This window comes from Citrobacter amalonaticus (assembly GCF_001559075.2).
GTDB lineage: Bacteria > Pseudomonadota > Gammaproteobacteria > Enterobacterales > Enterobacteriaceae > Citrobacter_A > Citrobacter_A amalonaticus_F.
Genome location: NZ_CP014015.2, coordinates 1571166 through 1596329 on the forward strand (window position 1 = coordinate 1571166; position 25164 = coordinate 1596329).

Sequence of the window (25164 nt, forward strand, 5' to 3'; positions counted from 1 at the left end):
ATGAAAACCAGTTGCGACGTAAGCCGGCAGGTCTTCGGGCTTGGAGGGTTATCCCCGTCAGGGATAATAGAAATGAAGACTTCCCACCCGAAGGCAGTGTCTGCTTACGCTCTCATTTCACCTTTCCTTACCGCTGCGCGTCAGCTCCAGATTTACACTGGATTCCCTATTAACTCACAGGACCGGCACACGGATGCTACAGTTTGTAACATCTTACTGTCCAGCGCGTTTGTTAAAAATTGGAAGTCATCAATGTCTGGACATCTGTTGAGCAATCCCTACAATCCCAGCGTACTTATATTTTTCAGGATACATCATGACCCCCGAACACCTTCCGACAGAACAGTATGATGCGCAGCTCGCCGAGAAAGTGGTGCGCTTGCAGAGTATGATGGCTCCCTTTTCTGACCTGGTTCCGGAAGTGTTTCGCTCACCGGTCAGTCACTACCGTATGCGTGCGGAGTTCCGCATCTGGCACGATGGTGACGACCTGTATCACATCATTTTTGATCAGCAGAGCAAAAGCCGAATCCGCGTCGACAGCTTCCCGGCGGCGAGTGAACTGATCAACCAGTTGATGACCGCGATGATCGCAGGCGTGCGCGACAACCGCGTGCTGCGCCATAAGCTGTTCCAGATTGATTACCTCACCACCATGAGCAATCAGGCGGTGGTTTCGCTGCTGTATCATAAAAAACTGGACGACGAGTGGCGTGAAGCCGCCGAAGCGTTGCGCGATGCTCTGCGTGCGCAAAACCTGAACGTACATCTGATTGGCCGCGCAACGAAAACCAAAATCGCGCTGGACCAGGATTACATCGATGAACGCTTGCCGGTCGCGGGCAAAGAGATGATCTATCGCCAGGTAGAGAACAGCTTTACACAGCCGAATGCGGCAATGAACATTCAGATGCTGGAGTGGGCGCTGGATGCCACCCGCGCATCGAAAGGCGATCTGCTCGAACTGTACTGCGGGAATGGCAACTTTTCGCTCGCGCTGGCGCGCAACTTTGATCGCGTACTGGCGACCGAAATCGCCAAGCCGTCCGTTGCCGCCGCGCAATACAACATTGCGGCGAATCAGATTGATAACGTGCAGATTATCCGCATGGCGGCGGAAGAGTTTACTCAGGCAATGAACGGCGTGCGCGAGTTTAACCGCTTGCAGGGTATCGATCTGAAAAGCTATCAGTGCGAAACGATTTTTGTCGATCCGCCCCGCAGCGGTCTGGACAGCGAGACGGAGAAAATGGTGCAGGCGTATCCGCGCATTCTGTATATCTCCTGTAATCCGGAGACGCTGTGCAAGAACCTGGAAACATTAAGCCAGACGCATAACGTGTCACGTCTGGCGCTGTTTGATCAGTTCCCGTATACGCACCACATGGAGTGCGGGGTGTTGTTGACGGCGAAGTGATACGTTGCAGGCCTGATAAGCGCAGCGCCATCAGGCAAAGCAGCGCCGGATAGCGGCATAAATGCCTTATCCGGCCTGGACATCGACCGTTTTTATTCCGACACTTCCTGCTTGCGATTACGCATTTTCACGCCGATCCAGAAGACCAGAATGACCGACAACACGGCCGGGAAGAAGTTGGAGCCGATATCCGGATACTCCGCGCGCACCACGGTGCTGTAAAGCAGAACGCCGAGAATAAAGCAGGCGGCAGACAGGCCCGGCAACCCCACAGGCATGGTGCGATTCTGATAACGTTGATGCAGACAATACACCGTCAGCACCAGCGAGATAATCGGGAATACAGAGAACGGCACGATGGAGCTAAACAGCGCCGCGAATGTGCCATTGATTGACAAGCCAGCGACCAGCGCCAGCAACAGCGTACCTTTATCCTGAACTGACTGTTTCATTACTCTTCCTTCACGTTACCCGGAATAAGGGGCATCTTCTCTTGTTCACGGCGATACCAGTAATACGCACCTTTCGAAATCATGCGCAGTTGCAGTACCAGTCGCTCTTCTAACTGACGACGCTGTTCCGCGCCCACGTCCAGCGCCTCGGCGCCTGCGCTGAAGACAATCGTCACCATCGCTTCGGCTTGCGCTTCAGTAAACGCACGCGGCATATGGTTTTCGATTTCCAGATAGTCCGCAAGTTCCGCGATGAAGTGCTGAATTTCTCGCGCAACGGCGGCACGGAACGCCGCTGAGGTGCCAGAACGTTCACGCAATAATAAACGGAAGGCGTTAGGGTTGTTACCGATGAACTCCATAAATGTGGAGACCGAGGTGCGGATCACACTCCCGCCCTTGGCGATACGCTGACGCGCCTGGCGCATCAACTGACGCAACATCAGACCGCTTTCATCGACCATGGTCAGGCCGAGCTCATCAACATCACGGAAATGACGATAAAAGGAGGTTGGCGCAATGCCCGCTTCACGTGCGACTTCACGCAAACTGAGACTGGCGAAGCTACGCTCCGCGCTCAGTTGACTAAATGCGGCTTCTACCAGCGAACGCCGGGTTTTTTCTTTTTGCTGCGCTCTAACGCCCATCACGATGTCTGAATCCTTCCAAATGTCTTGTCTGGCACTATACCAGAGTTCAAAGTTAATCTGCTTGTTCCGCTTTGTGAATGATTGTTTACGCGCAGTTTGTGCTTCAGCTTCGCAAAAAAGCACAACGATAATTGGGTTATCCCGGCAATGATGTTACTATTCTGTTGCTTTTATGTATAAGAACAGGTAAGCCTTACCATGCCACATTCCTACGATTACGATGCCATAGTAATAGGTTCCGGCCCCGGCGGCGAAGGCGCTGCAATGGGTCTGGTTAAGCAAGGAGCTCGCGTTGCCGTTATCGAGCGTTATCATAACGTTGGCGGCGGTTGCACCCACTGGGGCACCATCCCGTCGAAAGCGCTCCGCCACGCAGTCAGTCGTATTATCGAATTCAATCAGAACCCCCTTTACAGCGATCATTCCCGCCTGCTTCGTTCCTCATTCGCCGATATTCTCAACCATGCCGACAACGTGATTAATCAGCAAACACGGATGCGGCAGGGTTTTTATGAGCGTAACCACTGCGAGATCTTGCAGGGCAACGCCCATTTTGTTGACGAACACACGCTGGCGCTGGAATGTCATGACGGTACGGTTGAAACCCTGACGGCAGAGAAATTTGTCATTGCCTGCGGATCGCGCCCTTATCATCCGGCAGACGTGGATTTCTCGCACCCGCGCATTTATGACAGTGATTCGATCCTCAGCCTGCACCACGAACCGCGCCATGTGATTATTTATGGTGCCGGGGTGATTGGCTGCGAATATGCGTCGATCTTCCGCGGTATGGAGGTCAAAGTTGATCTCATCAATACCCGTGACCGTCTGCTGGCGTTCCTCGATCAGGAGATGTCCGACTCCCTCTCTTACCACTTCTGGAACAGCGGCGTCGTCATTCGCCACAATGAAGAGTATGAGAAGATTGAAGGTTGCGACGATGGCGTGATCATGCACCTGAAGTCCGGTAAGAAACTGAAGGCCGACTGCCTGCTGTACGCCAATGGCCGTACCGGGAATACCGATTCCCTGGCGTTGCAGAATATCGGTCTGGAAACCGACAGCCGTGGTCAGCTCAAGGTCAACAGCATGTACCAGACCGCGCTGCCGCACGTCTACGCAGTGGGTGATGTGATCGGTTACCCGAGTCTGGCGTCCGCAGCATACGACCAGGGACGCATTGCCGCCCAGGCGCTGGTGAAAGGGGAAGCGAACGCGCACCTGATTGAAGATATCCCCACCGGGATTTACACCATCCCGGAGATCAGTTCCGTTGGCAAAACCGAACAGCAACTGACAGCGATGAAAGTGCCTTACGAAGTGGGACGTGCTCAGTTTAAACACCTGGCGCGCGCGCAAATCGTCGGCATGAACGTGGGCACGCTGAAGATTTTATTCCATCGGGAAACCAAAGAGATTTTGGGAATTCACTGCTTTGGTGAACGCGCAGCCGAGATTATTCACATCGGTCAGGCGATTATGGAGCAGAAAGGTGGTGGTAACACGATTGAGTACTTCGTTAACACCACCTTTAACTACCCGACCATGGCGGAAGCCTATCGGGTAGCGGCGCTAAATGGCTTAAACCGCCTTTTTTAACGCCTTATCGAAATGGCCATCCATCGCACCACGGATGGCCTCTGCCAGTTGCTCATAGCGACTACGCAGCGGTGAGCCCGGACGATAAACCAGTCCCACCGTACGACGCGGCTCAGGCTTAATGCAGGGCAGATACACCACGCCATCACGTTTGCGTTCTTGCGGAACCGCCAGCGCAGGCAGCAGGGTAATACCGCTTCCTGCCGCGACCATGTTACGCAGCGTTTCCAGACTGGTCGCACGGAAGTGGGTGTCTTCGTCAGCGCCGGCTTCAAAGCAGAATCCCATCGCCTGATCGCGCAGACAGTGACCGTCCTCCAGCATCAGCAGTTTTTCGCCTGCCAGATCGGACATCGGCACGCAGTCGCGATTCGCCCACGGGTGATCCTCGTAGATCGCCAGCAGCATCGGCTCGTCGAACAACGGCACTTCAATAAAGGCCTCACTCTCTTTCACCAGCGCCAGGATCACGCAGTCAAGCTTGCCGCTATCCAGTTGCGCCAGCAACTGATGGGTCTGCGCCTCATGCAGATACATTTCCAGCTTCGGGAAAGTCTGGTGCAGCATCGGGATAATATGCGGCAGCAGGTAAGGACCCACAGTGGGAATCAAACCAATGTGCAGCGGACCTGACATGGTTTCGCCCTGTTGGCTTGCCATCTCCTTGAGCACTTTGACCTCACGCAGCACGGTACGTGCCTGATCCACCAGCAGTAAACCCGCCTGGGTGAACAGCACTTTACGACTCGTACGCTCCAGCAGCATCACGCCAAGCTCATCTTCCAGCTTGCGGATTTGCCCGCTCAGCGTTGGCTGGCTGACGTGACAGGAGTCCGCCGCGCGCCGGAAGTGGCGATGTTCGGCTAATGCCACCAGGTATTCAAGATCACGAATATTCATTATTCATCCTCCATCGCCACGATAGTTCATGGCGATAGGTAGCATAGCAACGAACGATTATCCCTATCAAGCTTTCTGTCTGATAATCCATCACAGAAACGGAGCGGTCTCGTTTAACCCTTGAAGCCACTGCCCGTTCTGAGAGTCTCTCTCATACCCAAATAACTAAAGCCAACGTGAACTTTTGCGGACCTGAGGTCCGCATTTTTTTTGCTTTCTACTCAATACGATCTTTGACAATAAAGAAGTAACACAGTGCGCCGGTGAACGTCACACAGGCAGCAATGACTAATGCCAGATTAAAGGAGTGAGTGGTATCCACCACCCAGCCCGTCACGATGGGGGCAAATGAAGCAAACACAAAGCTGCCAAAGTTTTGAATGGCGGCGACAGAAGCCACTTTGGTTTCTGATACCATCACCTGCACTAATCCCCAAGCCGATGTCCCCGCGAAATGGACGCAGAATAATGCCATAGAGATAAAAGCAACGGCCTGAGCAGGCGAAGAAGATTGCACAACCAGCAGCGTACCCAGTGCCGACAGAGTAAGACCACACACAATAGCCGTTTTGCGCGTTTTTGTCAGGTCGTAACCCCGTCTTGCTAAGCGGTCAACAATAATGCCGTTTACCCACATCCCTACCGCAGCAGCAAGGAATGGAATCGCGGCAACCCACCCCGTCTTTGCCAGGCTAAATCCCTGCTCCGCCTGCAGATAACCGGGCAACCAGGCAATATAGAGCCATCCAGTATAGTTAACCCCTGAAAAACCCAAAATCATTCCCCAGGTTGTACGCCGTTTAAACAACGCCAGCCATTCATTAAAATGTAACTGGGGACGTGTCGTAACAGACGCAGAAAGGTAGCTGCGCTCATCATCCCGCAAGATGAATTGCGCGCGGTTGCGATACCAGACATACCAGCACAGGCCAACCAAAATACCTGCAACCCCAATAATGACAAACATCGTTCGCCATCCCCAGGCAATTTGCATAAGCACTAACGCTGGAGGAGCAATGGCCTGACCGATGACGGTAGAGGAGTTAAAAATACCCAGAGCCGTTCCTCGCTCCTTTTGCGCATACCAATCAGTTATGGATTTCACACCCGCAGGCATAAACGGAGCCTCGCCAATACCCAGACCAATGCGCATAAGAATAAAGTGGCTGAAAGAATTAACCATGCCGGTTAATACTTGCATTAGCGACCAGAAAATTAATCCTGCTCCTAATACAATTCTGGGGCCAAAGCGGTCAAGTAAAATACCCGATGGTAGCTGTGAAAAGCCATAAGACAATGAAAATGCGGAAAGCAGGACACCAAACTCTGTCGCTGACAAACCTAACTCTCCGCGAATCGCTTCACCTGCAATACTAAGCGATGAGCGATCTAAAAAATTGACTATCCCTGCCATGAATAATAAAAGCAATGTCACAATCTGAATATGACGAATACGTTGCAATTTTTTACTTAAAGCATTCCCTGACAAATCAATATCCATCTGTTTCTCCTTGAAAAAAACAGTAAATTCGATGACCATTTAAAGGATGACGACGAAATTAACGATAAGTTTTCCTACGAAATCTACCTTCAAGCCTACTACCATACAAGATAAAAAATTTAAATATTCAAGAATGATCACATTAAAAAACAAACATTCTTATAACAGATAACATTCTCGATAAATCATTCACCAAGAAAATATAAAATGTCATGCGGGAGAATTTAATTATTAAGGTAATGGCTGCGATAAAATAAATATAATAACGTTGAGAATGGCGGGACAAGAAAATAAAAAATACTTGTTTGTTTAATGACTGGGTAGTTTTTCTGTACCGAAGAAGTGTGAATATCCAGGCTAACAATCAACACTCCCCCATTTTGCAGGGGGAGTGATTGCATAAGTGTTAACTCAGACGCGCCTTCGCGTAGCTGATCGCTTGTGCGACCTGCTGAGGAGACACCCCGCCCTTCGCCGCACGTTTATCCAGACACGACTGCAGGGAGAGGATCGGGTACACGTCATCGCCGATGACGCTACTGAATTTCTGCAGATCGGCGAGCGGCAGGTCTTCCAGCGGTTTCCCCTGACGAATCGCCTCAACGACCGTTTCACCCACGATATGGTGCGCTTCACGGAACGGGACGCCTTTCGCGACCAGATAATCCGCCAGTTCGGTGGCGTTAGCGTAACCCTGCTGTGCCGCTTCCTGGCAACGCGGACGTTTCACCTGAATGCCGTCCAGCACCAGCGCAGCCATATGCAGACAGTCCAGCCAGGTGTCGAGCGCGTCGAACAAACCTTCTTTGTCTTCCTGCATATCTTTGTTATACGCCAGCGGTAGCCCCTTCAGCGTCATCATCATGCCGGTCAACGCGCCCTGAACACGGCCACATTTACCGCGAATCAACTCCAGCGCATCCGGGTTTTTCTTCTGCGGCATCAATGAAGAACCGGAGGTCACGCGATCGGAAAGCTCAACAAAGCCCGCTTCACCAGTGTTAAAGAAAATCAGGTCTTCGGCAAAACGCGACAGGTGCACCATACCGATAGAGGCGTCAGACAGCAGTTCCAGCACGTGGTCACGATCGGAGACACTGTCCAGACTGTTACGTGTGGCCGAGGCAAAGCCCAGCCAACCCGCCAGCTGTTCACGATCGATTTCATACGCGGTCCCGGCCAGGGCGCCGCAGCCTAATGGGCTAACGTCCAGACGCTTTAACGCATCCTGCAGACGGCTTTCATCGCGCGCCAGCATTTCGACATACGCCAGACACCAGTGCGCAAACGTCACCGGCTGCGCGCGCTGCAGGTGGGTATACCCCGGCATCACCGCATCCTGGTTATTTTCCGCCGTCTCGACCAGTGCGCTCTGCAACTGGCGATTCGCGGTAAGCAGTTCGGTCACCGTCTCTTTGCACCACAGTTTCAAATCGGTAGCGACCTGATCATTACGGCTACGCCCGGTATGCAGCTTTTTACCTAACTGACCGACTTTGTCGATCAGTTTGCCTTCCACCCAGCTATGAATATCTTCGGCATCGCTCTGAAGGATTTGCTGCGGATCCAGACGCACTTCTTCCAGCAGGTTATTCAGCGCCTCTTCCAATTGCAGTTGTTCATCGGCAGTCAGTACACCGACCGTTACCAACGCTTTGGACCAGGCCACAGAGCCGACAATATCCTGTTCGGCCAGACGGTAGTCAAAACGTAACGAATCGTTGAACTGTTTGAACCGCTGATCTGCTGCCTGAGTAAAACGCCCACCCCAAAGTGCCATAACATACTTCCTTAATTTCTTGAATTGCCGGATGGCGCTGCGCTAATCCGGCCTACAGGTTGTGTTCACGTAGGCCCGATAAGGCGTAGCCGCCATCGGGCACATTAATAGTTAAGCCAGAATACGCGTACCAATCGGCGTACCGTTGAACAGCGCCGGGAGCTGCTCGGCATGACGCCAGGAGGCGATATCCACCGGGCGACCCAGCGTGCGTGCGGCATCCAGCGCGGCATTCACCTTCACAATCATGCCATCGGTAATAATGCCCTGGTCGATCAGCTGTTCCGCTTTCGCGGCGGTCATTTCAGCAATGCGCTGACCTTTACCGTCGAGAATACCACTCACGTCGGAAAGCAGGATCAGATCCGCGCCCAGCGTCGCCGCCAGCGCCGTCGCCGCCTGGTCCGCGTTCACGTTCATCAACTGCCCTTCTTCCGTCACCCCAATCGAGCTGACGACCGGCAGAAAACCATTTTCCAGCAGCGTGTTAATCAGCGTAGGCGAACCCGGCTGCGCCAGTCCAACATGGCCAAGCTCTTCGTCGAGCTGGGTCACTTTTACGCTATCGCCATCACCAAGATACAGACCTACGGAGGCGATGTGGTGTTTTTTCGCCCAGGCCAGCAGCGTTTTGTTCGCCGTTCCCGCCAGCGCGCCAGTGATGATGTCGATCTGGTCAGCAGGCGTCACACGCAGGCCGTTTTTCTTTTTCACCGGCAGGTTGAGCCCTTTCATCAGCTCATCGACGACACAACCGCCGCCATGGACAATGACCAGCGGACGCTGATGCGACTCACGATAGTTCACCAGCGCGGTAAAAAGACGCTCCAGCGCCTCTTCGCTATCCAGTAATACGCCACCCAGCTTGATAATTAATGGACTCATCATTGCACCCTTAAATAAGAGACTGCGTTTCAGCAAAGCCGAAACGGATATTGGCGCACTGCACTGCCTGTGCGGCGGCGCCTTTCAACAAATTATCTTCGGTTGCCACTACAATCAAATGTTCACCCTGCACGGCAAAACCAATATCGCAGAACGGCAACCCAACAACATTCTTCAGCGCCGGAACGCCTTTGTCATACAGACGCACCAGCGGTTTATCCGCATACGCCTGCTGTAACACCTGCGCGACCTGCGCAGCGGTCACGCCCGGCTGCAGCCGACAAGCGATCGTTTCCAGGATCCCGCGCGGGAAATTGCCCAGATGCGGGGTGAAAATCACGTCCGTCCCCAGATGGGTGGCGATCTCCGGCTGATGACGATGGGTAAACACACCATACGGTTGCAGGCTCACTTCGCAGAAGCTGTTAGACAACGCCGCTTTACGTCCCGCTCCGCTCACTCCGCTGGTCGCATTAATCACCGGCCATTGCGCCAAATCCAGCAGTCCGGCATCAATCAGGGGTTTCAAAGAAAGTTGCGCCGCCGTGGGATAACACCCCGGCACCGCAATCAGATTCGCCTCTTTCAGTTTGTCGGCGCTCCACTCCGCCAGACCGTAAACCGCTTGTTCAAGCAGATCGGGATACTGATGGGTGAAGCCATAGTATTTTTCATAGAACCCGGCATCGTTCACACGGAAGGCACCGGAAAGGTCGAAGACCACGCAACCCGCAGCCAAAAATTGCGGCGCCAGGTCATGGCTGACTTCGTGGGCGGTGGCTAGAAACACCACATCCACGCCATCGGTAAACTCGCTGATATCGGACATCGGCTGCAACGGCAGATCGACAATGCCTTTAAGCTGTGGATGCAAATCAGAAATTAACTTTCCCGCATCATTGCTTTGCGCTGAGACGGTCAAAGCGGTTATGGTCATATGAGGGTGGCGATTCACGTAGCTTACAAGCTCTGCGCCCGCATAACCGCTAGCGCCTACAATCAGCGTATTCAACATCAGGTTCCTTTATGCTCAACGTTAATGTATTTTTATGCACATTTATTGCATGAATATTGATACTATCACGACCTAAGGTGTGTCAACAATGAAAATGAACTTACCGCCATTTATCGAGATCTACCGCGCGCTGATTGCCACGCCGTCCATCAGCGCTACCGAAGAAGCGCTGGATCAGAGCAATGAGTCTTTAATCAATCTGCTGGCGGGTTGGTTCAGCGATCTCGGTTTCAACGTTGAGATTCAACCGGTCCCGGGAACCCGCAATAAATTCAATCTGCTGGCCAGCACCGGACAAGGAGCGGGCGGCTTACTGCTCACGGGTCATACCGACACCGTACCGTTTGACGATGGGCGCTGGACGCGCGATCCCTTCACCCTCACCGAGCATGATAATAAGCTCTACGGTCTGGGTACCGCGGATATGAAGGGCTTCTTCGCTTTTATTCTCGACGCGCTTCGCGACGTCGATGTGACACAACTGAAAAAACCGCTCTATATCCTGGCGACGGCAGATGAAGAGACCAGTATGGCGGGGGCGCGTTACTTCTCGGAAAATGCGTCAATTCGTCCTGATTGCGCGATCATCGGTGAGCCCACGTCGCTACAGCCGATTCGCGCTCACAAAGGTCATATCTCGACGGCGGTACGGGTGATGGGCCAGTCCGGTCACTCCAGCGATCCGGCGCGCGGCGTGAACGCCATCGAACTGATGCATGACGCGATTGGCCGCATTATGCAACTGCGCGACACCCTGAAAGAGCGTTATCACTACGATGCTTTCACCGTGCCGTACCCCACCCTGAATCTGGGCAGTCTGCACGGTGGCGATGCATCGAACCGAATTTGCGCCTGCTGTGAACTGCATATGGATATCCGCCCGCTGCCGGGAATGACGCTGGGCGATCTGGATGGCCTGCTGACGGAGGCTCTGGCGCCGGTAAGCGAGCGCTGGCCGGGTCGGCTGACCGTTTCCGAACTCCATCCGCCTATCCCTGGCTACGAATGTCCGCCGGACCATCAGCTTGTCGAGGTGGTGGAGAAACTGCTGGGCGAAAAAACCGATGTGGTGAACTACTGCACCGAAGCGCCGTTTATTCAGACCCTGTGTCCGACGCTGGTGTTGGGACCGGGTTCAATCAATCAGGCGCACCAGCCCGACGAGTATCTCGAAACGCGTTTTATTAAGCCAACCCGGGAATTAATTACTCAGGTTGTGCACCACTTCTGCTGGCACTGATCGAACTGCCCGCTTTCCCGGCCTACCTCCGATTGTAGGCCGGATACGCGCAGCGTCATCCGGCAATGCATTTTCACATTCCTATAAGCATTTCTTATCTGGCAGGATATGAATTAACTTTCGTAAATTAGCCGCCATTTATTCGTTTGCTGAACCGATTTCGCCGCAATTGACGTCACGGATTTTACGTGGCTTTATAAAAGACGACTAATAAACAAAGTCCGAAAGATTCCGTGTCACAGCAAGGCGGCAAACGAGCCCATCCCTGAGAGCTTACCTAAGTAAGTGACCTGGGTAGGCGAGCGCAGCCAACGCCGCTGTGGCGCGAAAGATACAGGACTCATAGATTAAAGATGGGGTGTCTGGGTTAATATGAACGAACAATATTCCGCGTTGCGTAGTAATGTCAGTATGCTCGGCAAAGTGCTGGGAGAAACCATCAAGGATGCGCTGGGAGAGAACATTCTTGATCGCGTAGAAACAATCCGTAAGCTGTCTAAATCCTCACGCGCTGGCAATGAAGCTCATCGCCAGGAGTTGCTCACCACGTTACAAAATCTGTCGAATGACGAGCTGCTGCCGGTCGCACGCGCGTTTAGCCAGTTCCTGAACCTGGCCAACACCGCCGAGCAATATCACAGCAGTTCGCCAAAAGGCGAAGGCGCCAGCAACCCGGAAGTGATTGCCCGCACCCTGCGTAAACTGAAAAGCCAGCCGGACCTGAACGACGCCATCATCAAAAAAGCGGTGGAGTCGTTGTCTCTGGAACTGGTGCTGACCGCACATCCGACGGAAATTACCCGTCGCACGCTGATCCACAAAATGGGCGAAATCAACGCCTGTCTGAAGCAGCTCGATAACAAAGATATCGTTGAATACGAACGCCACCAGCTGATGCGCCGTCTGCGCCAGCTGATTGCACAGTCCTGGCACACCGACGAAATTCGTAAGCTGCGCCCGAGCCCGGTTGATGAAGCCAAATGGGGCTTCGCGGTGGTCGAGAACAGCCTGTGGCAGGGCGTACCGAACTATTTACGCGAACTGAACGAACAGCTGGAAGATAATCTGGGCTACCAGTTACCCGTTGATTTCGTTCCCGTACGTTTCACCTCGTGGATGGGCGGCGACCGTGACGGCAACCCGAATGTGACCGCGGATATCACTCGCCACGTTCTGCTGCTGAGCCGCTGGAAAGCGACCGACCTGTTCCTGAAAGATATTCATGTTCTGGTTTCCGAGCTGTCGATGGTCGATGCCACGCCGGAGCTGTTAGCGATGGTCGGCGAAGAAGGCGCATCGGAGCCTTACCGCTATCTGATGAAAAACCTGCGCGCGCGCCTGATGGCAACTCAGGCCTGGCTGGAAGCGCGTCTGAAAGGCGAGAAGCTGCCGAAACCGGCAGGTCTGCTGACGCAAAACGAACAGCTGTGGGAACCGCTGTACGCCTGCTACCGGTCGCTGCAAGCCTGCGGTATGGGTATTATCGCCAACGGTGAACTGCTCGACACCCTCCGTCGCGTGAAATGTTTTGGCGTCCCGCTGGTGCGTATTGATATCCGCCAGGAAAGTACCCGCCACACCGAAGCGCTGGGTGAACTGACCCGCTACCTCGGCATTGGGGATTACGAAAGCTGGTCAGAAGCGGACAAACAGGCCTTCCTGATCCGTGAGCTGAACTCCAAACGCCCGCTGCTACCGCGCAACTGGGAGCCGAGTAATGATACTCGTGAAGTGCTCGACACCTGTAAAGTCATCGCCGAAGCGCCGAAAGGTTCCATTGCCGCCTACGTCATCTCAATGGCAAAAACGCCGTCTGACGTGCTGGCCGTGCATCTGCTGTTGAAAGAAGCCGGAATTGGCTTTGCCATGCCGGTGGCCCCGCTGTTTGAAACCCTAGACGACCTGAACAACGCCGACGATGTCATGACCCAACTGCTGAACATCGACTGGTATCGCGGTCTGATTCAGGGCAAACAGATGGTGATGATTGGCTATTCCGACTCGGCAAAAGATGCCGGGGTAATGGCGGCCTCCTGGGCGCAGTATCAGGCGCAGGATGCATTAATCAAAACCTGCGAGAAAGCCGGTATCGAACTGACGCTGTTCCATGGTCGCGGCGGTTCCATCGGTCGCGGGGGCGCACCGGCCCATGCCGCCCTGCTTTCACAACCACCGGGCAGCCTGAAAGGCGGTCTGCGCGTGACCGAACAGGGCGAGATGATCCGTTTCAAATACGGTCTACCGGAAGTCACCGTCAGCAGCCTGTCGCTATACACCAGCGCCATTCTGGAAGCGAACCTGCTGCCGCCGCCGGAGCCGAAAGACGACTGGCGCCATATCATGGACGAACTTTCGGTCATCTCCTGTGACTTGTACCGTGGCTACGTGCGTGAAAATAAAGACTTTGTCCCGTACTTCCGCTCCGCAACGCCGGAACAGGAACTGGGCAAACTGCCGCTCGGCTCGCGTCCGGCGAAACGTCGCCCGACCGGTGGTGTGGAATCTCTGCGCGCCATTCCGTGGATCTTCGCCTGGACGCAAAACCGCCTGATGCTACCCGCCTGGCTGGGAGCCGGTACCGCACTGCAGAAAGTGGTTGAAGATGGTAAGCAGAGCGAACTGGAAGCGATGTGCCGCGACTGGCCGTTCTTCTCCACGCGACTCGGCATGCTGGAAATGGTGTTCTCGAAAGCGGACCTGTGGCTGGCGGAATACTACGATCAGCGCCTGGTCGCGAAAGAGCTGTGGCCGCTGGGCAAAGAGCTGCGCGAACTGCTGGAAGAGGACATCAAAGTGGTGCTGGCGATTGCCAACGATTCGCATCTGATGGCCGATCTCCCGTGGATTGCCGAGTCTATCCAGTTACGTAATATCTACACCGACCCGCTGAACGTCCTGCAGGCTGAGCTGTTACACCGCTCACGACTGACGGAACAACAGGGCAAAGAGCCCGATCCTCGCGTTGAACAAGCGCTGATGGTCACCATCGCCGGCGTGGCAGCAGGTATGCGTAATACCGGCTAATTTTACCCCCTCCCCCCTCGCGTGCTATTGCGCGCGAGGGGGCTGAAATATTTCTGTCATAACCCCCGCACATTCACTATATTTCTGTCTGTTTTTTCCACCATGAGATTTTTCAGAGCAACGTGCGCCTTTGCGCCTGTGCTTCAGATTCTCTTAAGGTTTAGTCGCTACGTTTGGCACCACGTTTAAAGACAGGCTGACAATATGCAATCCACAACCCTCCAGTCTACGCCATCATTTAGCTGGAAAGCCCTTGGCTGGGCGCTTCTCTATTTTTGGTTTTTCTCCACCTTATTACAGGCCATTATTTTAATTACGGGTTTCAGCGGTACCAACGGACTGCGTGACTCGTTGCTTTACAGTTCCCTTTGGCTGATCCCGATTTTCCTGTTCCCAAGTCGGACCCGCATTATTGCTGCGGTGGTGGGGATCGTGTTGTGGGCTACGTCGCTGGCCACGCTCTGCTATTTTGTCATCTACGGACAAGAGTTTTCGCAAAGCGTCCTGTTTGTGATGTTTGAGACCAACGCCAACGAAGCCAGCGAATATCTGAGCCAATACTTCAGCCTGAAGATTATTGCCATTGCGCTGGCTTATACCGTTGTCGCCGTGTTTCTCTGGACACGACTGCGCCCCGTCTATATCCCCGGACGCTGGCGTTGGCTCGTCTCTTTTGCGTTGCTGTATGGGCTGATCCTGAACCCGTTTGTGGTTCGTTCTGCGTTTGGCGACTCACCGTATGAGAAGACGCTAAGCGGTCTCTCTTCGCGTATGGAGCCGGCGGCGCCGTGGCAGTTTGTCATTGGTTACTACCAGTATCAGCGCCAGTTGACCTCACTCAACAACTTGCTAAGTCAGAACCATGCTCTGCCTCCACTGAGCAATTTCAAAGATACGTCCGGCGACGCGCCGCGCACGCTGGTGCTGGTGATTGGCGAATCCACCCAACGTGGCCGCATGAGTCTGTATGGTTATCCGCGTGAAACCACGCCGGAGCTGGACGCCTTGCATCAGTCAGATCCGAATCTGACCGTGTTTAATAACGTCGTGACCTCACGCCCTTACACGATCGAAATCTTGCAACAGGCGCTGACCTTCGCGAACGAGAAGAACCCGGACCTGTATCTGACGAAACCGTCGCTGATGAACATGATGAAACAGGCAGGGTATAAGACCTACTGGATCACAAACCAGCAGACGATGACCGCCCGTAACACCATGCTGACGGTTTTCTCTAAGCAGACCGACGAGCAGTTCTATATGAACCAGCAGCGGACGCAAAGCGCGCGCGAATATGACACTAACGTGCTGACGCCATTTAAGAAAATCATGGCTGACCCGGCACCGAAAAAGTTCATCATCGTGCATTTGCTGGGCACGCACATTAAGTACAAATTCCGTTACCCGGAAGACCAGGGCAAGTTTGACGGCAGTACCGACCATGTCCCGCCAGGCCTGAGCGCAGAAGAGCTGGAATCGTATAACGATTACGACAACGCCAACCTGTATAACGACAAAGTCGTCGCGAGCCTGATTAAGGATTATAAAGCGACCGATCCGAACGGCTTCCTGCTCTATTTCTCCGACCACGGTGAAGAGGTGTATGACACCCCGCCGCATAAAACGCAGGGTCGTAACGAGGACAACCCGACGCGCCACATGTATACCGTGCCGTTCCTGTTGTGGACGTCCGAGAAATGGCAGGCCGCGCATCCGCGTGATTTATCACAGAATGTGAATCGTAAGTACAGCAGCTCGGAACTGATCCACACCTGGTCCGACTTAGCCGGTCTGACCTACGACGGTTTCGATCCGACGCGTTCCATCACCAGCCCGCAGTTCAAAGAAACCACGCGCTGGATTGGCAACCCGTACAAGAAAAATGCGCTGATTGATTACGACTCCTTGCCGTATGGCGATCAGGTCGGAAACCAGTAAGTCATTCAACAGGCCATGCTTTTTAGGGTGGCCTTTTTTCCCCCTGGCGGTTACTGTTTCCCTGTCTGCGCAACGCAAGGGATCATCATGTATCAAGACGTCAGCCATCTTCTATCCCGCCTGATTCATGGCCCCGCGCCGCTGCGCCAGATTTTCTTTGCCAGTACGCTCACCCCCATCCCGGAGCTGGCGTATCAGGTCGATTTTCCCCGTCTGGAAATCGTGCTGGAAGGTGAACTGTCCGACGCCAGCCTTACCGACACGCTCACCCCGTGCGATGTCCTTTATGTGCCCGCTGGCGGCTGGAATCTTCCGCAGTGGCGGGTGCCGGTCATCACGCTCAGTATTCTGTTCGGCAAACAACAGCTGGGATTCAGCGTGGTGCAATGGGATGGAAAGACGTACCAGAATCTGGTCAAACAACACGTGGCGCGTCGCGGCCCGCGTATTGGCTCCTTTCTGTTGCAGACGCTCAATGAAATGCAGATGCAACCACAGGAACAACAGACCGCACGGTTGATTGTCGCCAGTCTGCTCAGCCACTGTCGCGACCTGCTTGGCAGCCAGATTCAGACCGCCTCACGCAGCCAGGCATTGTTTGAAGCTATCCGTGACTACATTGACGAGCGCTACGCCTCACCGCTCACCCGGGAATCGGTGGCGCAGGCGTTCTATATCTCGCCGAACTATCTCTCGCATCTGTTTCAAAAAACAGGGTCTGTCGGCTTTAACGAATACCTGAACCATACGCGACTGGAACACGCAAAAACCTTGTTGAAAGGCTACGACTTAAAAGTGAAAGAAGTCGCGCACACCTGCGGATTTGTGGACAGTAACTACTTTTGCCGCCTGTTTCGTAAAAATACCGAACGCTCGCCGTCAGAATATCGTCGTCAGTATCACAGCCAGCTAACGGAAAAGCAGGTTACTCCAGAATAAGATGGGTATATTGCGGAGCGGAAAGCAACTTACGCACCGCGCTCATGACACGCTGCGGTTCGCGTAGAAAGGCGTTAATCCCGGACTGAACATAACGGCATTGGGTAAAACGCTCCGCGCCCGCCAGTTCGATATCGGTAATCAGCAACACGGCATCCGCCCGACGGATATCCTCTTCGGTTAAGTGATTTTCCGTACCGAGCGCCCCCTGCGTTTCAATCTTGATGGTCCACTTTTCCTGCTGGCACAACTTCTCCAGCCGTTCAGCCGCCATGTAGGTATGGGCCACACCGCTTACGCAGGCCGTCACCGCGACCAGAAATCGCCCTGTTGAAACGGACATATTAACCTCCTGTTGTAACCTGAAAGCCCGCGTTCTCTGCCATCTCACGCATCTGGGCGATAACCTGCTCCGTTGGCGCAGGAACATCCTTCATCACCCATTGCTGCCCAAGCAACCGATATTTCGGTTCACCATACAGATGAAACGGTAGCAGGTGCAGTTGCTTTATACCAAGCGATAACAGCAACGTCAGCGCGCGCTGCATATTCTCATGCGTGAGCGTGTAGCCGGGGATCAGCGGCAAACGGGGGATCACGTTAACGCCCTCCGCCACCAGCATTCGCAAATTCGCCACCACGCGCGGCATATTTATCGCCACAATCTCACGGGCCCGTTCAGGCTCCATGATCTTTAAATCGAACAGCACTTCATCACACGCTTTCGCCAGCGGAAGCAGCCGACGGGCGGGGGCATCGCCTGCCGTTTCAATTGCACAATGCACACCCCAGCGCCGCAGCCGTTGTAAGAACCGGGTGGCAAAACCTGCCTGCATCAGCACTTCGCCACCCGATAGCGTCACCCCGCCGCCAGAGGTGCGAAAGAAAACGTCATCTTTCATCACCTCGCGTTCCAGTTCATCCAGGGTAACATCGCGGCCAATCCGCTCAAACGCTCCGGAAGGACACTCGTCGGCATCACGCAGACACGGCGTACAGTGCAGGCATTTGCTTTCCCGTCGCACCGTTTCAATTCGTGGCGAGATCGATTCCGGATTGGCGCACCACGGGCAGGTGTGCGGGCAGCCTTTAAAAAAGACCACCGTGCGGATCCCCTGACCGTCATTCAGCGAATACCGTTGAATATTGAAGATGCGCGCGACCTCCTCGTCGCACGACTCCACAACCTCACAACTGATGCGCGGTGCGGCGAATGATGTCATCCTGAATCTCCTTCGACAGCTCGACAAAGAAGGCGCTATACCCTGCCACGCGTACCACCAGCCCGGCGAAATCCTGGGGTCGCAACTGCGCTTCCCGCAGCGTTTCGGCATTTACCACGTTAAACTGAATATGCTGCAGTTTGAGCTGGGTAAAGGCACGCAAGAAATCACACAGTTTGCGTAATCCTGCCTCTCCTTCCAGCGTGGCGGGTGTGAACTTCACGTTCAGCAACGTCCCGTTAGACAACAGCGTGTTATCCAGTTTACTGACCGATTTCAACACCGCCGTCGGTCCCTGCATATCCTGCCCAAGCATCGGCGACAGACCGCCATCCGCCAGTTGTTCTCCGGAAAAACGGCCATCCGGCGTCGCCCCAACCACTGCTCCCAACGGCACGTGCGCGGAAACGGTATACGAGCCCGGTGTAAACTGACCGCCACGCGGATTCTGATATTTCTCCACCTCTTTACAGTAATAACGCAGCAGTTCAGCGCTGATGTTATCCACCTCATCAATGTCATTACCGTATTTCTGGAAACGGTTGATCAGCCTGGCGCGGATCTTTTCCCCTTCCGGCGTGGCAAAGTTAGCCTTTAACACCGCAAGAAGTTCGTCAAAACGAAGGCGCTGCTGATCAAACACCAGTCCATTCAGCGCATGCAGAGAATCACTGAGGTTGGCGATGCCAATGCCCTGCACCCCAGAGAAATTATAGCGCGCGCCGCCGTCGGTGATGTCACATCCCTTCTCCAGACAATCACTGATAAACGAGGAGAGCAACGGCACCGGCGCCCAGTCGCGATGGCCGATATCGCAAATATTGCTGCCTTCGACCATCAGCGTGATGTAGTGGCTGATTTTGGCGCGAATATGCGCCAGCAGACCGTCCCAGGTTAGCTCGTGATTGCCTTCGTTCTCATACAGGCTGATCTCCATGACCTTCAACAGGTTAAACATGGCGATATCATGCAGGCCGTAGGTTCTGCCCGGAATCGACAACTCCACGCACCCTACCACCGCGTAATCACGCGCATCTTCCAGTGAGACGCCCCGATTGAGGAATGCCGGGATCACCACTTCGTCATTAAAGATCTGCGGAATGCCAGTACCCAGACGAATGGTCTCGGCGGTCTTCATCAGAAACGGTGTATCAATCAGCGCGTTGGTGCGGACACCCAGGTTCGGCTGGGGTAACTGCACGCTCTGATAGGCATCCAGACAGAGGAATGAAAGCACGTTGACCGCACTGCGGCCATTCTCCGTCAGGCCACCAAGTAGCGCGGTATAGCCGGTCGGGAAGCCAGCGAAATAACGCGCGCTGCTGGTTGAACGCAGAAGCACGATGTCGTTGCATTTCACCCACAGCGATTCGAGCAATTCTTTCAGGAATGCGGGATCGTCTCCCTGCGTCAGCGACGCCTGATAAAACGGCAGCATGTACTGATCGAAACGGCCCAGCGACAGCGAGCTGGCGTTGGATTCGTACTGCAGAATGATGTTCATGTACCAGAACAACTGGCACGCCTGCCAGAAGGTGTGCGGTTTATGCTGCACGTTATGTCGCGAGTTGGCGGCGATGGTCAGCAACTCCTGGCGACGAGCGGCGTCCGGACAACGTTCAGCCATCTCTTCCGCCAGTACGGCATAACGCAGAATGTGGCGCTGCGACGCTTCCAGCAGCAACAGCGCCGCCTGATAAAAGGCGTTATCCGGCTCCTGCTGGCAGTGCGTGCGCATCTGCGCCACCAGTTCACCCAGCCCGTGATTCAGCAGGCGCGGATAATCAATGATGATATGCCCCTGTCCCTTATCCGTCTGGTTGATGCTAAAAATCTGGGTACTGACGGCGGCCTTGACCTCATCCGTCATCTGACCGTTGATGAAATCCTTCATCGAGCGTTTTTCCCAGTAAGGGAACAGCACATCACGATAGAGACGTTTATCGTCTTCGCTGATGTCGAAACGGTCCTGGGGACGGGTCGGGAACTGATCCAACTCGTTGAGCAGCCAGTACGGGTCCATCTCCGGCGACATAATGCCCGCACGCGGTTTAACGGTACGGTTGCCGGCAATCAGTTCCTCATCACGAATCGAAATCGCGACATGCTCGAGGATATACGCGGTCGCTTTAGCCCGACGTAAAATGACCGGCTCCCCTTCCGTCTGCTGATGACTGGCGGTGTACAGCACTGCACGCTCGAGCGAAATTTCCCGGCTGTTCTGAAAGAGTGCCGCTTTTAAGCGGTGGATGCGGTTAATCATGAGGAACTCCTGTGGGCATGAATGCCTGATGGCGCTACGCTTATCAGGCCTACAGATTCGTAGGCCGGATAAGGCAACGCCGCCATCCGGCAAACAAAAAGGTTACGCTGTCTGCGCCAGATGCGTGCCAATCTTGTTCATAATCGCGTCGGCGCGTTTTACCGCATCGCTGATGTTGACGCGTACGATGGTTTTACCGGCAAAACGCTCTTCAAATTTGATCCCGATATCCTTGGTCAGAATGACGATATCGGCCTGCGCCACGTCAGCAGGCGTCAGTTCATTTTCCAGACCAATCGAGCCCTGCGTCTCCACTTTCACTTCCCAGCCTTTCGCTTTGGCTGCATTTTCCAGCGCTTCAGCGGCCATATAAGTATGTGCAACACCTGAAGGACATGCGGTTACTGCAATAATTTTCGTCATGACGCCACTCCTCACTTAATTAATTTCAAAATCTAAATCCAGATCGTCTTCTTTCTCGTCGGTCTGAGAGACATTCTTCCGCGCCAGACTTTTCAGCACGTTCACACAGACAGCCGTAACCACCGCACCCACCGCCACCGCGACGACATAGCCCAGTTTGCCTTCAACCACCGGCAGAACAATCAGTCCACCCCAGCCGGCGTAACACTGAGCGCCGAACAATGCCGCCGTGACCGCACCACAGGCTGAACCCAGCATGATGGAAGGAATGACGCGCAGAGGATCAGCAGCAGCGAAAGGAATCGCCCCTTCAGTAACGCCCACACACCCCATCACCAGCGCCGCTTTACCGGCTTCGCGCTCTTCAGAAGAGAAGTTTTTACGCCCCACCAGCGTCGCCAGGCCTAAGCCCAGCGGCGGCACGCAGATCCCGACAGCCGCAATAGCCACCACGGTGTAAACCCCCTGCGCCACGCAAATCAGCATGAAGGCGTAGGCCACTTTGTTGATCGGTCCGCCCATATCAAAGGCCAGCATCAGCCCCATAATCACTGCCAACATCACGATACTGCCCTGCTGCATGCCTTGCAGCCACTGAGTCAGACTGGCGGTCAGCGCGCCAACGGGTTCGCCCAGCCCCCACATCATGATGCCCGCCGTAATAAAGGTCCCAACGATAGGAATCACGAAGATGGGCATCACAGAACGCAACACCTTATGGACCGGAATCTTTTTCAGATAGTGCACGACAATACCGCCGATAATCCCGGCAATCAGCGCCCCGAAGAATCCGGCGCCGAAGCTGTTGCCTACCCAGGCGCCAATCGCACACGGCGCCAGCGCAGAGCGTTCCGCAATGGAATAACCAATGTACGCCGCGAGGAAAGGCACCATCAGCGTCAGCCCGGCCACGCCGATATCAAACAGCTTTTTGAGATTCGGATCGGTCGCGGCATCGGGCACCGCGCCTTTGCCATACAGCATGACGGAGACCGCCAGTAATATGCCGCCTGCGACCACAAAGGGGATCATATGCGACACCCCCGTCATCAGATGCTGACGGGTATTTTTCAGGATTTGTACCAACTCATTCATAAGTCGCTCCCGGGCAGGTGTTTGCCCATATCCATAACGTTGTTGTGGCAAACAATAGGCAATCCACAAGGTCGCAGACAGTGGATAAAAAGGCCATTTACTGGATTTTTGTAATGTCAGTACAAAAATGCGATCCGCTTCATAAGTTGAGAGATAAGAGAATTCACGGACACCGAGAGGACTTGTGAACTGTCTCCCACTTTTCGCCTTACATTACATTTGTCCAGTTTTTGGCAGAATTGTCACATGGCAGCGAACAAGCAAGGCCTTTTATGCTGTAGGCAGAAAACCGTTATGGGAGAGAGGCAATGGCCCTGATTGTGGAATTTACCTGTGAGCTGCCCAATGGCGTCCATGCGCGTCCGGCAAGCCATGTTGAAACCCTGTGTAACACCTTTACTTCACACATTGAGTGGCACAACCTGCGAACCGATCGTAAGGGCAACGCCAAGAGCTCGCTGGCGTTGATTGGCACGGATACGCTGGCTGGCGACCACTGCCAGTTGCTGATTACGGGAGCGGATGAAGCTGATGCCCATCAGCGCCTGAGCCAGTGGCTGCGCGACGAGTTCCCCCACTGCGATGCCCCGCTGGCAGAAGTCAGCAACAGCGAATTAGAACCGCTACCGGCTTCACTGACTCACCTGAATCCGCAGCTTTTCCGCGCCCGTAGCGTTTGCACTGGCAGCGCGGGCGGCATCCTGACGCTTCTCTCTTCGCTGGATCTCAACGCGCTCGGCGAACTCCCTGTGGCAGCCGATGTGGAAAGCGAGCAGTCGGCGCTGGATCGCGGCTTAGCGCTGCTGGTGAAAAACATTGCGTTTCGTTTGCTCGACAGCGACGGCGCCACCAGTGCGATTCTGGAAGCCCACCGCTCGCTGGCAGGCGATACCTCCTTGCGTCAGCATTTGCTGGCTGGCGTTTCTCGCGGCTTAAGCTGCGCGCAGGCGATTGTCGACAGCGCCAACCATTTCTGCGATGAGTTTGCCCGTTCCAGCAGTCGCTATTTGCAGGAACGCGCGCTGGACGTGCGCGACGTCTGTTTCCAGTTGCTGCAACACATCTACGGTGAAAAACGCTTTCCGGCACCGGGAAAACTGACCCAGCCCACCATTTGTATGGCGGATGAGTTGACGCCCAGCCAGTTCCTGGAACTGGACAAAACGTTCCTCAAAGGGTTGTTGCTGAAAAGCGGCGGTACGACTTCGCACACCGTGATTCTTGCTCGTTCATTCAACATCCCCACGCTGGTCGGCGTCACGATTGACGCCTTAACCCCGTGGCTACAGCAAGAGGTTTATATCGACGGCAATGCAGGGGCGGTGGTGGTCGCACCTGACGAACCGGTCAGCCGCTACTATCAACAGGAAGCCCGCGTGCACGAGGCGCTGCGCGAGCAACAGCGCGTCTGGCTGACCCAGGAAGCGCGCACGGCAGATGGCATCCGTATGGAAGTTGCCGCCAACATCGCTCACTCCGTGGAAGCGCAGGCGGCATTTGGCAACGGCGCGGAGGCGGTGGGTCTGTTCCGCACCGAAATGCTGTATATGGACCGGGCCAGCGCCCCGGGCGAGAACGAGCTGTACAACATTTTCTGCCAGGCGCTGGAATCCGCACAGGGGCGCAGCATTATTGTGCGTACGATGGATATCGGCGGCGATAAACCCGTTGATTACCTGAATATTCCTGCTGAAACCAACCCGTTCCTTGGCTATCGTGCCGTACGTATCTATGAAGAGTACGCCGCGCTATTTACCACTCAACTCCGGTCTATCCTGCGCGCATCGGCGCACGGAAGCCTGAAAATTATGATCCCGATGATCTCCTCGATGGAAGAGATCCTGTGGGTGAAAGAGAAACTGGCGGAAGCCAAACAGCAGCTTCGTAATGAGCAGATCCCGTTTGATGAGAAGATCCCGCTCGGCATTATGCTGGAAGTCCCGTCAGTGATGTTCATCATCGATCAGTGCTGTGAAGAGATTGATTTCTTTAGTATTGGTAGCAATGATCTGACGCAATACCTGTTGGCCGTTGACCGCGATAACGCCAAAGTCACCCGCCACTACAACAGCCTGAACCCGGCCTTCCTGCGCGCACTGGATTTTGCGGTGCAGGCGGTGCATCGTCAGGGGAAATGGATCGGCCTGTGTGGCGAGCTCGGGGCAAAAGGTTCCGTTCTGCCATTGCTGGTCGGGTTGGGGCTGGATGAAATCAGCATGAGCGCCCCCTCCATTCCGGCCGCTAAAGCGCGAATGGCGCAACTCGACAGTCGAGCCTGCCGACAATTGCTGAATCAGGCGATGGCCTGTCGCACGTCGCTGGAAGTGGAACATCTGCTGGCGCAGTTCCGCATGACGCAGCAGGATGCCCCGCTGGTCACCGCTCAATGCATCACCCTCGACAGTGACTGGCGCAGCAAAGAAGAGGTGATCAAAGGGATGACCGACAATCTGCTGCTCGCCAGCCGCTGCCGTTACCCCCGCAAACTGGAAGCCGATCTGTGGGCGCGTGAGGCCGTATTCTCTACCGGGCTGGGCTTCAGCTTCGCCATCCCGCACAGCAAATCTGAACATATTGAGCAGTCCACTATCAGCGTGGCACGCCTGAAAGCGCCTGTCCGCTGGGGAGATGATGAGGCGCAGTTCATTATCATGCTCACACTCAACAAACACGCTGCGGGGGACCAGCACATGCGTATCTTCTCGCGCCTGGCCCGTCGCATTATGCACGAAGAATTTCGCAATGCGCTGGTGAATGCCGCGTCTGCCGACGCGATTGCCAGCCTGCTGCAACATGAGCTTGAACTTTAAGAGGAAGCAA

The 25164-nt window shown here is 54.5% G+C and carries 19 protein-coding genes and 1 riboswitch; of the genes, 7 read left to right on the top strand and 12 right to left on the bottom strand.

All coding sequences use genetic code 11. The annotated features are described in order from the left end of the window. Positions 1 to 7: 7 nt before the first annotated feature. A riboswitch (cobalamin riboswitch) is annotated at positions 8 to 202 on the bottom strand. Positions 203 to 316: 114 nt separating this feature from the next. Then, positions 317 to 1417, top strand: coding sequence for a tRNA (uridine(54)-C5)-methyltransferase TrmA (gene trmA / locus AL479_RS07550; protein WP_061075641.1), 1101 nt, complete (start codon positions 317 to 319; stop codon positions 1415 to 1417). Positions 1418 to 1509: 92 nt separating this feature from the next. Here trmA and AL479_RS07555 read toward each other — a convergent pair whose 3' ends face one another. Together AL479_RS07555 and fabR are read right to left on the bottom strand one after the other, a co-directional pair. Further along, entirely contained in the window at positions 1510 to 1869 is a 360-nt protein-coding gene (locus AL479_RS07555) for a YijD family membrane protein (protein ID WP_042325658.1), read from the bottom strand. After that, a complete protein-coding gene (gene fabR, locus AL479_RS07560; RefSeq protein ID WP_043001797.1) occupies positions 1869 to 2519 on the bottom strand; it encodes an HTH-type transcriptional repressor FabR in 651 nt (216 codons plus the stop codon). Before fabR ends, AL479_RS07555 begins: the two co-directional genes overlap by 1 nt. Before the next feature lie 198 nt (positions 2520 to 2717). Between fabR and sthA the strand changes: the two genes are divergently transcribed. Next, positions 2718 to 4118, top strand: coding sequence for a Si-specific NAD(P)(+) transhydrogenase (gene sthA, locus AL479_RS07565; RefSeq protein ID WP_042325654.1), 1401 nt, complete (start codon positions 2718 to 2720; stop codon positions 4116 to 4118). Here the strand turns inward: sthA and oxyR are convergent. The 5 genes from oxyR to argC all read right to left on the bottom strand — a co-directional run bounded on the left by oxyR (position 4101) and on the right by argC (position 10199). After that, positions 4101 to 5018: a DNA-binding transcriptional regulator OxyR gene (gene oxyR / locus AL479_RS07570; protein WP_061075642.1), complete on the bottom strand. Its 918-nt coding sequence runs from the start codon at positions 5016 to 5018 to the stop codon at positions 4101 to 4103. The two genes, sthA and oxyR, sit on opposite strands and share 18 nt — an antisense overlap. Positions 5019 to 5235: 217 nt before the next feature. After that, positions 5236 to 6519, bottom strand: a complete 1284-nt coding sequence (locus AL479_RS07575; protein ID WP_061075643.1) for an MFS transporter — start codon at positions 6517 to 6519, stop codon at positions 5236 to 5238. 406 nt (positions 6520 to 6925) lie between these two features. Beyond that, on the bottom strand, positions 6926 to 8299 hold the full coding sequence (argH, locus tag AL479_RS07580; RefSeq protein ID WP_061075644.1) for an argininosuccinate lyase: 1374 nt from the start codon (positions 8297 to 8299) through the stop codon (positions 6926 to 6928). 111 nt (positions 8300 to 8410) lie between these two features. Next, positions 8411 to 9187 (bottom strand): acetylglutamate kinase, encoded by a 777-nt coding sequence (argB, locus tag AL479_RS07585; RefSeq protein WP_086512777.1) that lies wholly within the window; start codon positions 9185 to 9187, stop codon positions 8411 to 8413. 7 nt (positions 9188 to 9194) lie between these two features. Continuing rightward, positions 9195 to 10199, bottom strand: a complete 1005-nt coding sequence (gene argC, locus AL479_RS07590) for an N-acetyl-gamma-glutamyl-phosphate reductase (protein WP_061075645.1) — start codon at positions 10197 to 10199, stop codon at positions 9195 to 9197. 88 nt (positions 10200 to 10287) lie between these two features. Between argC and argE the strand changes: the two genes are divergently transcribed. The 4 genes from argE to AL479_RS07610 all read left to right on the top strand — a co-directional run bounded on the left by argE (position 10288) and on the right by AL479_RS07610 (position 17340). Then, positions 10288 to 11439 carry an acetylornithine deacetylase gene (argE, locus tag AL479_RS07595; RefSeq protein ID WP_061075646.1) on the top strand — a complete coding sequence of 384 codons (1152 nt, stop codon included), beginning with the start codon at positions 10288 to 10290 and terminating at the stop codon, positions 11437 to 11439. 372 nt (positions 11440 to 11811) lie between these two features. After that, entirely contained in the window at positions 11812 to 14463 is a 2652-nt protein-coding gene (gene ppc, locus AL479_RS07600) for a phosphoenolpyruvate carboxylase (RefSeq protein WP_061075647.1), read from the top strand. Positions 14464 to 14667: 204 nt separating this feature from the next. Next, positions 14668 to 16401 (top strand): phosphoethanolamine transferase CptA, encoded by a 1734-nt coding sequence (locus AL479_RS07605; protein ID WP_061075648.1) that lies wholly within the window; start codon positions 14668 to 14670, stop codon positions 16399 to 16401. 87 nt (positions 16402 to 16488) lie between these two features. After that, positions 16489 to 17340, top strand: coding sequence for a helix-turn-helix transcriptional regulator (locus AL479_RS07610; RefSeq protein WP_061075649.1), 852 nt, complete (start codon positions 16489 to 16491; stop codon positions 17338 to 17340). Here the strand turns inward: AL479_RS07610 and AL479_RS07615 are convergent. The 5 genes from AL479_RS07615 to AL479_RS07635 form a co-directional block, all read right to left on the bottom strand. Then, the gene (locus AL479_RS07615; protein WP_061075650.1) at positions 17327 to 17683 is read right to left on the bottom strand and encodes a PTS fructose-like transporter subunit IIB; all 357 of its coding nucleotides are present in this window, start codon (positions 17681 to 17683) and stop codon (positions 17327 to 17329) included. The genes AL479_RS07610 and AL479_RS07615 overlap by 14 nt on opposite strands. 1 nt (position 17684) lies before the next feature. After that, a complete protein-coding gene (locus tag AL479_RS07620; protein ID WP_061075651.1) occupies positions 17685 to 18563 on the bottom strand; it encodes a [formate-C-acetyltransferase]-activating enzyme in 879 nt (292 codons plus the stop codon). After that, positions 18529 to 20826 carry a formate C-acetyltransferase gene (locus AL479_RS07625; protein WP_061075652.1) on the bottom strand — a complete coding sequence of 766 codons (2298 nt, stop codon included), beginning with the start codon at positions 20824 to 20826 and terminating at the stop codon, positions 18529 to 18531. Before AL479_RS07625 ends, AL479_RS07620 begins: the two co-directional genes overlap by 35 nt. A gap of 102 nt (positions 20827 to 20928) precedes the next feature. After that, positions 20929 to 21249 (bottom strand): PTS fructose-like transporter subunit IIB, encoded by a 321-nt coding sequence (locus AL479_RS07630; protein WP_061075653.1) that lies wholly within the window; start codon positions 21247 to 21249, stop codon positions 20929 to 20931. A gap of 15 nt (positions 21250 to 21264) precedes the next feature. Beyond that, positions 21265 to 22344 carry a PTS fructose transporter subunit EIIC gene (locus tag AL479_RS07635; protein WP_061075654.1) on the bottom strand — a complete coding sequence of 360 codons (1080 nt, stop codon included), beginning with the start codon at positions 22342 to 22344 and terminating at the stop codon, positions 21265 to 21267. Between the two features lie 308 nt (positions 22345 to 22652). On the opposite strand from AL479_RS07635, the gene ptsP reads away from it, so the two are divergent. Beyond that, positions 22653 to 25154, top strand: a complete 2502-nt coding sequence (ptsP, locus tag AL479_RS07640; protein WP_061075655.1) for a phosphoenolpyruvate--protein phosphotransferase — start codon at positions 22653 to 22655, stop codon at positions 25152 to 25154. Positions 25155 to 25164: the final 10 nt, after the last annotated feature.